The sequence below is a fragment of the Niallia alba genome, from assembly GCF_012933555.1.
In the GTDB taxonomy this organism is placed as follows: domain Bacteria; phylum Bacillota; class Bacilli; order Bacillales; family Cytobacillaceae; genus Niallia; species Niallia alba.
The window spans coordinates 343,397-356,193 of the sequence record NZ_JABBPK010000001.1; the positions used below are offsets into that span (position 1 = coordinate 343,397).

Below are 12,797 nucleotides of genomic sequence, written 5' to 3' on the forward strand. Positions count from 1 at the left end.
ATTGCTTAACTAGCAGTTCTTCTATTTTTCTTTTTTATTGTTAGAAATCCATTTCCTTTATAGCAAATGAATAAGGATTTTAAAATTCATGTTATTTAAAAAGGAATTCTAGAAAGAAAAAACGAAAGTATACAAAAAATGATAGAGAGGAGATTTCAAATGGTTCCACAAAGGGTTTCGTTGCTAACGTTAGGAGCTTTCCAATTACCGGAATTGCGCAGGTTTTATCAACTTCTTGGCTGGGAGGAAAAAGAATCTAGTTCGAATCAATATGCTATTTTTACGACAGCTGGCGTTTTGTTAACCTTGTTTCCATTGGAGGAATTAGCGAAGGATGCTGGGATAGAACTACAAAATCCAAAGGAGGGCTTTAGAGGAGTTACCTTTGCTATTATTGTAAATACGCCAGAGGAAGTAGACGTTGTAATGGAAAAGGTGAAAGAAGCGGGAGGAAAGGTTCTTAGAGAACCAAGTGATGCATTTTGGGGCGGAAGAACCTCTTATTTCGCTGATCCAGAAAATAATATTTGGGAAGTAGCATGGAATCCGAGCGCGGTATTTGATGAACGTGGAGCAATGATTGAGTTCTAATCGATGAAATAATAAAAAACCAATGGTGTTTGTGTTTTCCATTGGTTTTTTTGACAGTCCGACTTCTGCTTTTCTTACATAGATTACTTATGTTTTACAAAATCCATTACGTAGCGGATATATTTATCATCTCTTGCAAGCCAAGCCCCATAGTTTCTGCGGAGGAAGATTTCCCCTTGCAAGAAGGTCGGAAATGTTTGCGGGAGTTTGGTTTTTTTATGATTGATTGCCCACTGGTTTTTGCTTACTTGATAAAGGAAGAATATATCATCTTGTTTATTTTCAAACAAGGTTCCGAGTGGAGAATCTTTTTTATTGTATTCATTCTTTTTTGGATCTTCTCTTAACGGTTCTAATGCAAAAGTATCTAAGCAATAATTTTGATAGGCTTTATCGGTTAAGTTGCAGCCAGATGCTTTGACATGACCACCACCGCCATAGGTACCTGCTACTTTGGATACATCTACATGATCATGAATGGTACGGAAACCAAGCTTTTTCCCGCCAATATTAACAATCGCTATGTAATCTAAATGAGGGTACTCTTTTCCGAGCTCATTCCCTAATTCAGAATGGTATTGCTCTGCATATACAACGCCTGCATATAAACCATCAATCTCCTTTTGCACGAGTTCACGTCGTTTGCGTCGGATGTAACGGTCAATTTTCTTTTCTTCCATATCTAGTATCTGTACTTCTAGCTCATCAAAAAAGAAATGCTCATTTTCCTTTAAACGTGTTACCATTTTCTCAACAAATTCATCAAAAGAAATTAGATAAAAAAGTGCATTTAGACGTTGTGCTTCTAAATTATTATTTCTTTCCCAATCCCAGGTATCGTATTGTCTTACTAGTTCAACAAATTCATCCACCGCTGGAGAGGGTGTCATATAGCCATTTTTGACAAGGTATTCATATAATAAAGAAGTGGCACTAGTTAACGTTCCATCCTCATCTTGAACAGAAACAAATCCCCATTCAAAATCATTTAAATGAAGTGCCGTTTTATGATGGTCAATAAGTTGAACTTTTCCACCCTTTTTATAATAATCATCTAGTCGAATTGTATTTTCCTCATTAACAGAAAGATCGGTAATAAAGAGGAAGGTATTTTCTATTTTTTGATCTAAGAATTTTTCTACTTCTTGATTCAGAAAAGAAACGGAGTTATAACGAATCTCTACGTCTTCTCCGAAAGCCAGCTTTGCCACAATGCCGCAGCCAACTCCATCTAGGTCATTATGCGATAATAGTTTGTACATTTTTTTCACCCCTGCCCAATAGTATAATCTAATATGGAAAAAATAGAACAGCTTACGACTAATTTCTTTTAGAAAACAATCTGAAAAACAATTCATTGGAAAGAAAAAAGGTGTCTCAAATAGGTTATGCACCCTGCTTGAGACAGCCCTACGTATAGTTATTTCAATCCAATGTATACAATTTCGCCGTCTATTTGAATTTCTTTCATTTCTGCTATTCTTTCAAAGAGGAGCTTATGAAGAATAACGCCTTTATGAATGAGGGAATGATATTCCATCATTGTATTTTTGAAAATGGATGAACTGTCGATATATAAATCAATTTTTTTATCGACAGGCAGATTTTTCTCTTTGCGCAAATCTTGGATAGACCGAATCAGTTCTCGGATGTTCCCTTCCTTTTTTAATGCTACTGATACGGTAGTATCAAGCATTACGGTAAAGTTCTTATTAGAGGCCTCATGATATCCAGGTAAATTTGTTTTTCTTTGAAGGAGTATTTCCTCTCCTGCTAGGGTAACACTTTCTTTACTTTCTAGCTGAAAAGTTAAATATCCTTTATTTCTGAAGAAATTTATCTCTTCTTGTGTAGCGGTTTGTACTCTCTCTTTAAGTTGCTTTGTATTACTTCCTAGTTTTGGTCCTGTCTTTTGAAAATTGAGCTTTAAGGAATATTGAACATAATTATCTTGAGAATCTATCCAGTTAATGCTTTTTACATTAAGTTCATCTTTTATAATTGGCTCAAATTTAATAAGCTCGATATCTGGCGAATTCGTTGCTGAGAAAATCAGTAGTGTTGCTAAAGGTTGCTTTGTTTTTAGTTGAAACCGGTGACGGAGACTTCGCCCTAGTTCAACTATCTCTTTAACCTGTTCCATTTGTTCTTCTAATTGTTTATTCATTCTTTCTGAATTCTTTGAAGGAAAGTTAGTCAGATGGACGCTTTTCCCTGTTAAGGCAAGATAAATGCTTTCAGAAGTGAAAGGAGTAAAAGGAGCAAGCAATTGTGATAACTGAGTTAATACAGTATATAGTGTTTGAAAGGCAGAAATTTTATCCTCAGACATTCCGGCTATCCAAAACCGTTCGCGATTTCTACGAATATACCAGTTGCTTACATCGTCCATTAACTCACCAAGTTTCCGAGCTGCATTAGTCACTTGATATTGTTCCATCTCTGATTGCACGACCATTGTCGTCGTTGCTAAGCGAGAGAGAATCCAGTGATCCATATTAGGCATATTTTTAACTTTAGGTAAATCTGTCTCAAAACCATCTATCTCAGCGTATAAGGAGTAGAAATGAAATAAACTTAAAAATGTATCAATGATTTTTGATTTTGCCTCTTGGACATTTTTTGCTGAGAATCTTTTTTGGTTCCATGGAGCGCTATCTGCGATAAGCGCCCATCGTAGTGCATCTGCACCATATGTTTGGATAAGCTGGACAGGGTCTAGCGCATTGCCCTTACTTTTAGACATTTTTTGCCCATCCTCATCTAATACATGCCCTGTAGCCACAACATTCTTATATGGTACTTTACCAGTATAGAGGACAGATACAGCCAATAGCGAATAAAACCATCCTCTTGTTTGGTCAATTCCTTCTACAATAACATCTGCAGGAAACTGCCGTTGAAATACTTCATTATTTTCAAATGGAGTATGATATTGGGCAAATGGCATGGAGCCACTATCAAACCATACGTCGATTACTTCAGGTGTTCGATACATCTCTCCACTGCAAGATGGACATGTTAAGACAAGTTCATCTACGTAAGGTTTATGCAATTCTAACTGGTCAAATGGGGCCTTAGTATATTTTTTTACTTGTGCAATACTTTTTGGAGCAATCTCCTTTTGACAGGAAGTACATTGCCAAACATTTAGTGGTGTTCCCCAATATCGGTTTCGACTTATATTCCAATCGACTAAACCATCAAGAAATTTTCCGAAACGACCATCCTTTATATGCTCAGGATGCCAAGTTACTTCTTGATTTCTAGTGATAAGCATTTCTTTTACGGCAGTAGTTTTAATAAACCAGCTTTCTGTCGCGTAATACAAAAGAGCTGTGTCACAGCGCCAGCAATGTGGATAGGAATGTTCATACTTTTCTTTATGGAATAACAACCCCTTTTGGTGAAGCATTTTGATTATCTCCACATCCACTTTCCCGTCTTTTACAAAGGCGCCAGCTAGAGGAGGAATACATTCTTTGTATCTTCCCCTTTCATCGACTACGTGTACAAAAGAAAGATTGTTTTCTTGCACAAGTCGATAGTCATCCTCTCCATAAGCAGGAGCAATATGGACAATTCCTGTTCCGCTTTCACTTGTGACGAAATCGCCATGATGAATGGTATGACCTTTCACAACTTGAATATAGGAAAATGGTGCTGAATAGGAGAGACCAACTAAGGCTGATCCCTTTAATTGTTCGATTACTTCCCCTTCTGTGCCAATAACCTGCTGCAATCTATTTTGAGCAACAATGAATATTTCTTCCCCTACTTTTACTTTTACATAATCTAAGTCTTTATGAACTGCTAAGGCCACGTTCGCTGGTAGCGTCCAAGGTGTCGTTGTCCAACCTAGTATATATTCATTTGCTTTTGTAGTTAATTTAAATTTAACGGTTGCACTTAAATCTTTTACATCTTTATAGCCTTGTGCCACTTCATGTGAGCTTAAGGAGGTTTGGCAGCTAGGGCAGTATGGAGAGACGCGGTGTCCTTTATACAGCCAGCCCTTTTCATGAATAGTTCCAAGGATATTCCAAACCGATTCCATATATTCATTACTCATGGTCATATATGGTTCATCCATATCAACCCAATATCCTAATTCTTTCGTAAAGGTTCTCCATTGCTTTTCATAAGAGAATACACTTTCTTTGCACTGTTCAATAAATGGAATAACCCCGTATTTTTCGATTTCTTGTTTTCCAGAAATACCGAGTTTTTTTTCTACCCCTAATTCAACAGGGAGTCCGTGGGTATCCCAACCGGCTTTGCGAATTACTTGTTTTCCGTTCATTGTTTGAAAGCGGGCAATAATATCTTTGATAGTTCTGCCTAGTGCATGGCCGACGTGTGGAAGGCCATTAGCTGTTGGCGGTCCTTCGTAAAATACAAAAGAATCATTGTTTTTGCGCTGTTCGATTGATTTTTGAAAAATTCGTTCTTTTTCCCAAAAGGCGAGTATTCTTTTTTCACGGGCTCTGTCTGTTTCTTTTGGTTTTTCCATGCATATCCCTCCATTTTTAATCAGTAAACATTCCAGTATAGAAAGATATTTTCGGAAATAAAAAACACCCGTCCCTTTGTAGGGACGAGTGTATTATTCATAACCCGCGTTACCACCCAAATTCTGTTTGGCAAAAAAGCAAACAGCGCTTAGTCAACGTACTATCATACGTGTTCCTTTTAACGGTGGAAATCCGTCAAGACTTACTAACGGTTCAGCCTTGCATCTCAGAGATGATTTTTCCGGTTTGCTTTCCTTACTGGCTTTCACCATACCCAGCTCGCTAAAAGGGACACAAAACGTACTTTTTCTCTTCATTGATTTCTATGAATTGGAATGTTTTGTATAGGATAGCACTTTTAAATGGGAAGTTCAAGAGGCATATGCCTATATTTCATCATGAAAAAAAGCTTAATAAATAAGTGAAAATACAGCCACAAATCTGTCATAGTATCGAGACTGGGATTTTGTTAGAATGGTAGGTAGTGATTGAATAGGCTTGAAAGGGAGTAGAGACATGAAGAAAGTATTAAATATAGCCTTCTTTTATGCTATTTTAGGATTAGTTAGTGGTGTTTACTATAGAGAATTTACAAAAATGAGAGATTTTGCAGGGGAAACTCAGCTCTCCGTTGTTCATACCCACTCATTTGCCTTAGGAATGATGATTATGCTGATTGTCTATTTATTCTGTTATACGATGAAAATACATACGCTTAAAAATTTTGATGTGTTCTTTTATTTTTATAATATTGGTGTACTTTCAACGATTACATTAATGATTATTCGTGGGACACTGCAAGTGCTTGAATTTGATTTATCAGTTGGGGTAGACTCTGCTATTTCTGGAATTGCAGGCTTAGGCCATATTTCTGTTACGATTGGATTAGTGTTGTTTTTTCTTCTTTTGAGAAAAAATCATAGCGAAAATATTCGAACGAAGTAGAAAAGATCTGTTTTTCCGAAGCCAATTCGTAGGAGTGTTGCTTCGGAAAAACAATCGATTTTATGGTAAAGCTTTGCTACCTTGTTTTTCTATCGCTTATATAATGGGAAAGAGCCAATAATGGAAAAATCTTATTATAGCTATGATAATAGATATAGAATTGATTTGGTAAACCAATTCCTGTAGGATAGGTAATTGCATCATCCTCTTGTTTTTTTTCTAGTATATAGCTTATTCCCCTTTTTACTTCTTTGCTTGCTCCTTCCCCTGCTGCAACTAATGCATCAACAGCCCAAGCCGTTTGTGATTCTGTGCTGAATGGGAGAGACACATAGGATAATTTTTCACAGCTTTGGCAAGATTCGCCCCATCCTCCATCTGATTGTTGAATTTTTTTCAACCAAGCTATAGCTTTCTTGATTGTTGGGTGATTTACATCCATACCAACAGCGGCTAAACCAGTAATTGCTGCCCATGTTCCGTAAATATAACAAACACCCCATCTGCCATACCAAGAACCATCTTTTTCCTGATGGTCGATTAGCCAGCTTTTGGCTCGCTTTATATGAGGATGCGTGTAGTCTAAATGCGCAAAGTTTCCCAAGTATTCTAGCACTCTTCCTGTCAAATCAGCAGTAGAAGGATCAATTGCTGCATCTTTTGCATTTTCAATTGGAACTAATTTAAGTATTTCCCAATCGGTATTTTTTTCAAAGGCTCCCCATCCTCCATCTCTGTTTTGCATGGAAAGTAAATAGTTTGTTCCTTTTTGCCAAGCCTGATGGACAGTTTGGTCTATTGCTGCTGGAGCTGTTATGGCTCGTAAAACTGCAGAGGTATCATCATTGTCTGGGTTATTTGTATTAATGTCAGAAAAGCCCCATCCACCAGGTTCTGTATGGGGGTTATGAACCTGCCAATCTCCTTTTTTTGTATGCTGTTTTGTCAGTAGATATTTCGTTGCTTTTCTTATCGGGGTAGTGTCAGTAGCCATTCCCGCTTGCTGTAACGTATAACTAATTAACCCTGTATCCCAAACGGTGCTGGTAGAATTCTCGAGGTGACTTTGTTCCCCTCTTTTATCAATGAGGGATGAGAGACCAGTAACTGCTTTTTGAATAACAGGAGAGTCCTTTTTATAGCCAAGCGCAAGTAGTGCATAAATCATAAAGAAAGTTGCGCTTGCATAACTGTAAAGCGTTCCATCTTCTTCTAGTCGATCTAACATGTACTTTTCTCCGTATTGAAAGCCTAGGTGATGGAGATAAGACGGGAATTTTCCTATTCGTTTCATCTCTTTCCATAGGAAGGTAATTGGAGAGCGCTCATCTTCTAAGTGAGCATAGGATGGATAAAGGGCTATATCTCTTGCAAATAAGTCATCTAGCTGTGGTTTTGTTTTAGCATCGATAGTGAATTTTTTATTCGCTGCTATTAACATTGGTATGAAATGAATACGAGCATAGGCACTAAACTGATAGAAATTAATAGGTTGAAAGGTGGGCAAAAGTAGAAATGTCATCGGAATATAGATCATATGGGACCATGGGTAAAGACCATTGACGGAAAGCATCCATTTTATCATAAAATGAGCTTTCGCTAATCCGCCATTTTTTACTATAAATGCTTTTGCTTTCTTCATTTGATTGTCGTTCTTCGAATAATGTCCAGAGTATAAAAGAGCAGTATACGCAATAATGGTTGCGGATAAATGCCCGTTAGGCTCATCACTATATGCTTTCCAATAGCCCTCTCTATGCTGAGTGGCACGCAGTGTCTTCGTTAAAAGGCGAATATTTTCTTCTTCTGTCTGGATGTCTAAAGCTCTTATGGTGATGATATAAAATGCATCTGTCATTAAGCTTCCCTGAAAACGAAAAGGAAAAGATCCATTTGCTTGCTGATGTTCGACAAGTTCTTTTACACGTCTTTGTTGTTCTGTTTTAACCGATTCGAGAAATGTATTCAATAAGCTCACCTCAAATTCAACATCGTATTAGTAAACTTTATGCAACTTAGGGAAAGTCATATTCAGAAATATTTATATTTTCTTTTTTTAGTGGTTGAAATTGGAAAGATAGAGGACTATAATAAAACATAATTTCATCGAGCGAACATGTAGATCAGAAGGAGTATCCTAAAAAACTTTTTCAAAAGAGAGCAGTCGGCAGCTGAAAAGATTGTGTTGAAGTCTTAGGAGAAGACATCTGTGAGTGTTACTTTGAACGTTGTATAACTAACTAGTAGAAGTAACCGGCCGTCACCGTTATGATACAAGTGGTTTTTTTAAAAGAACAATTTGGGTGGTACCGCGGATAATCCGTCCCTTTTATAGGGGCGGATTTTTGTTGTTTTTTTGCATAAATTTAAGGAGGTGAGTACCGTGGATGACGATGATGATAACGATATGAATCAAGAGAATTTACTAACTTTAGGAGGAACAACGATATGGAATTTTCAAAAAGGGTACTCATTTCTGAGTGTGAGCAACATATTGGTAAAGAAGTAATATTAAAGGGCTGGGTGAAGAAAATTCGCCAACTAGGAAAGGTTGGCTTCTTGTTATTGAGAGATCGTACTGGAACAGTACAATGTGTTTTAGAGCAGGAGCAAAATCAGTTGAAAATAGAAACAGAAAGTGTAGTTCGGGTGACTGGAGTTCTTGTAAAAACGGATAAAACAGCAAATGGAGTAGAACTGCAAGTAAACGAATTAATCGTACTAGCTGAAGCGGATCCTTTGCCATTTGAAATTAATAAGAAAAAAGTAAATGCAGGGTTAGACCACTTATTAAATCATCGAGTTTTATCTTTAAGACACGAGCAAATAAATGCTATTTTTACAGTCCAATCCATGTTTGTAAAAGGTTTTGCAGAGTTCTTAACAAAGGAAGGGTTCACCCGGATTTTCACTCCTAAAATCGTTTCACAAGGAGCAGAAGGCGGGGCCAATGTTTTTACCTTTAACTACTTTGATAAAAATGCTTATTTAGCTCAATCTCCGCAATTTTATAAACAAATGATGGTTGGAGCGGGGTTTGAAAGAGTGTTTGAAATTGCTCCTGTATATAGAGCAGAAGAACATAATTCCTCTAGACATTTAAATGAATATACCTCGCTAGATGTCGAAATGGGCTTTATTGAAAACGTCGAGGAAGTAATGGAGATGGAAAAGCAGGTTCTTCAATATACTTTTGATTATGTGAAGGAGCATTGTCAGAAACAGTTAGACATACTAAAGGTTGAAATACCAGTGATTAACGATATTCCCCAAATGACATTAGCAGAGGCACAGCAACTATTAAAGAAGAAGTATCAAAAGGATTCCCCAGAAGGAGATTTAAATACAGAAGGGGAAAAGTGCATTGGAAACTATATAAAGGAAAAGTACGGAAGTGATTTTGTTTTTATAACCAACTATCCGAGAACAACTAGACCGATGTATACAATGCCAAATAAGGAGAATCCGGTGTTAACTGATTCATTTGACCTTTTATATAAAGGAAGTGAAATTACCTCAGGCGGACAGAGAATTCATCGACAAGCAGAGCTGATAGCATCTTTTAAAGAAAAGGGACTAAACCCAGATGAGTTTAAGGCATATATCGATTCTTTTGCATATGCAATTCCACCACATGGAGGGTTTGGAATTGGCTTAGAACGAATTATCATGAAGTTTCTAAACCTAGGAAATATTCGGGAAGCAAGCGCGTTTCCGAGAGATTGCGACAGGATTATTCCATAAAATGGTTATTTAAGTCTAGTACTCATAAATAAAAACTAGCCCCTTACTCGTAAATTCGTAGGTTAATTTGGAGAAATGTTTTCTAGAAAACATAACCAAAGCAGAGCTACATTACGAAAGGAGCTAGTTTTATTATAATATCCCGAATTTGATTGATTAAAACATAAAAACGAGCATATTTTTATAAAATTTTAATAATATGGGTTTCTTTTCTATCTAGAAAAGGTATAGGACAAGGAGATAGATTATACATAGTGGTAGTGTCAAAAGATTTATGAAAACTACCTAAAGGGTTAGTTTCTCTCCTATTTACTGGATGGAGATGCGCCGCAATCGCTCTTGACAAACACGCCAATGGTTTGAGGATTGTTTAACAAGGGCGAAGGGAACAAAAGAAGGCATACCAAATAAGCCCTTGGTTGTTTCCATTTTAAACCATTGGCAAGTTCGGTTTGTCAAGAGTTCGCTCCGCCGATTGCTGAATTAGCTTAAGGGCTCAGCTAAACAAAAAGTTAGGCTTGTCTTTGTTCTACTATCCATTGTTGTGCTAATCCAATGAGCTTTGTCCAACGTGCTGGCATTGTTGGAAGCCCCTTGAGTTCTGGATTCACTACGGGCACTTTTCCTTCTAAGGCGGCATGCGGACGCAAAAAGTTAAAGTAGGCCGTAAATAAGGTGACGTATGAAATGGAACCATGTTCAGAGCCGAATCCATGAGTGGAGCGATAATTGCCCTTAAAGGTGCGGTTAAGTCTCTCAATTATTTGTTTCAGTGGTCTATATTCGGTCGAAACAGGGTCCTCATTGGTTAATCCAATGACCTGCTTCACATCGAATGAAATCCCATGTTGAGCGAAGAAATGTTGGGCTAAAAGATAGATTGGATTCCCGTCTACCACAAAGGTCAGATTTTCTGGAATCTCTTTCATCTTGATTAAGACCTCATCAATTGCTCGAATGGCTGTTGCTGTGTCTCGATTAGGCGACACCGGATACGAAAGAATAATCTTTTTCACGGCGTCAAAAAAGAAAAATAAATAATGCCATCGACCGTTTACTCTGATATACGTTTCATCACCGCAGAATTGGTCTGAAAGTTCATAGGGATAGTGATCCACATAAGGTTTAAGTAATAAAGCTACGCTATTTTCGTAGTTCAATACAGTCTGATGTGAAATCATCACTCCGTGTACGTCCTGCATAATCGCAGCTGTTTTACGGGCCGAAAGGCCATAGTTTACATGATAGGTTAGGATTAATCCTAATGTATGTGGTGATGCATAAATCTTTGATAAGTCAACGGCCGGCAGTTCTGGTGATTCCTTGGATAACGGCTGGAAATCGATATGAAACTGACGGAAAATGTATCTTAATTTAAATGCTTGAGGGTCCTTTTTGAACCTTTTCTTTTCTTTTGAAGTCATCCCATTGAGCTTCTTTTGATAATAAGAACAGTCATTGTTCTTGCACTTAAACACGTGAAAATCTTTTCTTTCTTTTATTTTCTCGAGAGTTTTGGAACAATGAGGACACTTCAGGATGGCTTCCTTAGAATAACGGTTCTTTTCACTGAAGAGCTCTGTACACACCTTGCATTGATACTGGCCTTTATCTCCATTGTTGGCATAAAGATAATCTGATGGAGCACCACACTTTGGGCAGTTCATGGATTTAGGTACGGAAACTTTTGCATTCTTACGCCTTTGAACAGGTTTAAGTGGTTTCCCGTTCTTCTCTAGATATTCACTAAGAAGAACTCGATAATCAAGCTGTTCCAGAACTTCAATGACCGGAAGGTCGTCCACTTGAAGTTTTCGATATGGTTTATTTACTGGCTGTTCAGTAGGCTTATCAAACATACTCTTACCAATCAATAAAGTAAGCAATGTTCGAATTAGTTGTTCTTGATAGTTTATAAAAGTTAATAAATAGGTTATAATTTGAGGGTACAAATTGTCACTTCCTTTTCTAGGTTGTTGAGAGTGTCGTAACCTCAATTATCCTTAGAATTCAGGGGGTGGCAATTTTTTTGCTTATAAAGCCCTCTCAGATAGGATTTAATAACCTATTTACTATAAAAGTTTTGACAATACGTACATAGTTGGAGGGGGAAACATATGATAGAGGATCTAGAATTAGTACTTGATGCAAAAGCTGTGCTTGGAGAAGGACCATGCTGGGATTTTAGAAACAATATTTTATATTGGGTAGATATTGAAGGAAAAAAAGTACATATGTATAACCATATTTCTGGTGAGCACAAACAGGTTCAACTAGAACGAGAAGTATCGGCTGTTATCCCTTGTATAACAAAAGATACAGAATTTATTGTTACATTAGATAATGGCTTTCATCTTTTAAATATAGAAACAGAGCAACTAAAGTTTATTGGCGATCCAGAGCGAGATTTAAAACAGAATCGTTTTAATGATGGGAAATGTGATGCTTATGGTCGTTTATGGGCAGGTACAATGTGCAGAGATGGAAAGACGAAAGATGCAGCACTATACTGTCTTGATAATGAGGGAAAATGGACGGAAAAAATAAGTCATTTGAGTATTTCGAACGGCATTGCATGGACTAGTGATAATGAATACTTATACCATATTGATACACCTGCTCAAACAGTAACACGTTATGAATATGATTTGGAAACAGGAAAATTAGGAAAAGCAAAGCAGATTATTGATTTTTCAGAGGAAGAAGGATTCCCAGATGGTATGACAATTGATAGCGAAGGAATGCTATGGATTGCTCATTACGGTGGAGGAAGAGTGTCTAGATGGAATCCAGAGAGTGGGGGGAAATTAAGTGAAATATGCTTGCCAGTGCCGAATGTGACGTCTTGTACATTTGGAGGGAAAAAACTAAATGAGTTATATATAACGACAGCGAGATCTGGTTTGGATGATGAAGAATTAAAAAAGTATCCACAATCAGGAGGGTTATATAAAATCAAGCTACATATTCAAGGAGTAAAAACGTATTTATATCAAAACTAAT

Annotated in this window: 8 protein-coding genes and 2 other annotated features; of the genes, 4 read left to right on the forward strand and 4 right to left on the reverse strand. The window is 37.2% G+C overall.

The window, feature by feature from the left end; translation table 11 throughout:
- The first annotated feature begins 159 nt into the window (after window positions 1–159).
- Window positions 160–591 carry a VOC family protein gene (locus HHU08_RS01860; RefSeq protein WP_016201369.1) on the forward strand — a complete coding sequence of 144 codons (432 nt, stop codon included), beginning with the start codon at window positions 160–162 and terminating at the stop codon, window positions 589–591.
- An 83-nt stretch (window positions 592–674) separates the two neighbouring features.
- Here HHU08_RS01860 and HHU08_RS01865 read toward each other — a convergent pair whose 3' ends face one another.
- Entirely contained in the window at window positions 675–1,853 is a 1,179-nt protein-coding gene (locus HHU08_RS01865; RefSeq protein ID WP_016201368.1) for a DHH family phosphoesterase, read from the reverse strand.
- Window positions 1,854–2,011: 158 nt separating this feature from the next.
- On the reverse strand, window positions 2,012–5,104 hold the full coding sequence (ileS, locus tag HHU08_RS01870; RefSeq protein ID WP_169187681.1) for an isoleucine--tRNA ligase: 3,093 nt from the start codon (window positions 5,102–5,104) through the stop codon (window positions 2,012–2,014).
- Window positions 5,105–5,181: 77 nt separating this feature from the next.
- Window positions 5,182–5,431, reverse strand: a binding site (T-box leader).
- Between the two features lie 190 nt (window positions 5,432–5,621).
- Between ileS and HHU08_RS01875 the strand changes: the two genes are divergently transcribed.
- Window positions 5,622–6,050 (forward strand): DUF2871 domain-containing protein, encoded by a 429-nt coding sequence (locus HHU08_RS01875; protein ID WP_169187682.1) that lies wholly within the window; start codon window positions 5,622–5,624, stop codon window positions 6,048–6,050.
- Between the two features lie 76 nt (window positions 6,051–6,126).
- Here the strand turns inward: HHU08_RS01875 and shc are convergent, their stop codons facing one another.
- Window positions 6,127–8,019, reverse strand: a complete 1,893-nt coding sequence (gene shc, locus HHU08_RS01880; RefSeq protein WP_169187683.1) for a squalene--hopene cyclase — start codon at window positions 8,017–8,019, stop codon at window positions 6,127–6,129.
- Between the two features lie 141 nt (window positions 8,020–8,160).
- Window positions 8,161–8,381 (forward strand) — a binding site (T-box leader).
- 117 nt (window positions 8,382–8,498) lie between these two features.
- Between shc and aspS the strand changes: the two genes are divergently transcribed.
- Window positions 8,499–9,794 (forward strand): aspartate--tRNA(Asn) ligase, encoded by a 1,296-nt coding sequence (aspS, locus tag HHU08_RS01885; protein WP_169187684.1) that lies wholly within the window; start codon window positions 8,499–8,501, stop codon window positions 9,792–9,794.
- A gap of 512 nt (window positions 9,795–10,306) precedes the next feature.
- Here the strand turns inward: aspS and HHU08_RS01890 are convergent.
- Window positions 10,307–11,746, reverse strand: a complete 1,440-nt coding sequence (locus tag HHU08_RS01890; protein WP_169187685.1) for a DDE-type integrase/transposase/recombinase — start codon at window positions 11,744–11,746, stop codon at window positions 10,307–10,309.
- A 165-nt stretch (window positions 11,747–11,911) separates the two neighbouring features.
- Between HHU08_RS01890 and HHU08_RS01895 the strand changes: the two genes are divergently transcribed.
- Window positions 11,912–12,796, forward strand: a complete 885-nt coding sequence (locus HHU08_RS01895; RefSeq protein ID WP_016201363.1) for an SMP-30/gluconolactonase/LRE family protein — start codon at window positions 11,912–11,914, stop codon at window positions 12,794–12,796.
- The last annotated feature ends 1 nt before the right edge of the window (window position 12,797 follow it).

Coding starts and splice junctions, on each gene's coding strand:
- HHU08_RS01860 (WP_016201369.1), top strand. CDS start 160: ATGGTTCCACAAAGGGTTTCGTTGCTAACGTTAGGAGCTTTCCAATTA.
- HHU08_RS01865 (WP_016201368.1), bottom strand. CDS start 1,853: ATGTACAAACTATTATCGCATAATGACCTAGATGGAGTTGGCTGCGGC.
- ileS (WP_169187681.1), bottom strand. CDS start 5,104: ATGGAAAAACCAAAAGAAACAGACAGAGCCCGTGAAAAAAGAATACTC.
- HHU08_RS01875 (WP_169187682.1), top strand. CDS start 5,622: ATGAAGAAAGTATTAAATATAGCCTTCTTTTATGCTATTTTAGGATTA.
- aspS (WP_169187684.1), top strand. CDS start 8,499: ATGGAATTTTCAAAAAGGGTACTCATTTCTGAGTGTGAGCAACATATT.
- HHU08_RS01895 (WP_016201363.1), top strand. CDS start 11,912: ATGATAGAGGATCTAGAATTAGTACTTGATGCAAAAGCTGTGCTTGGA.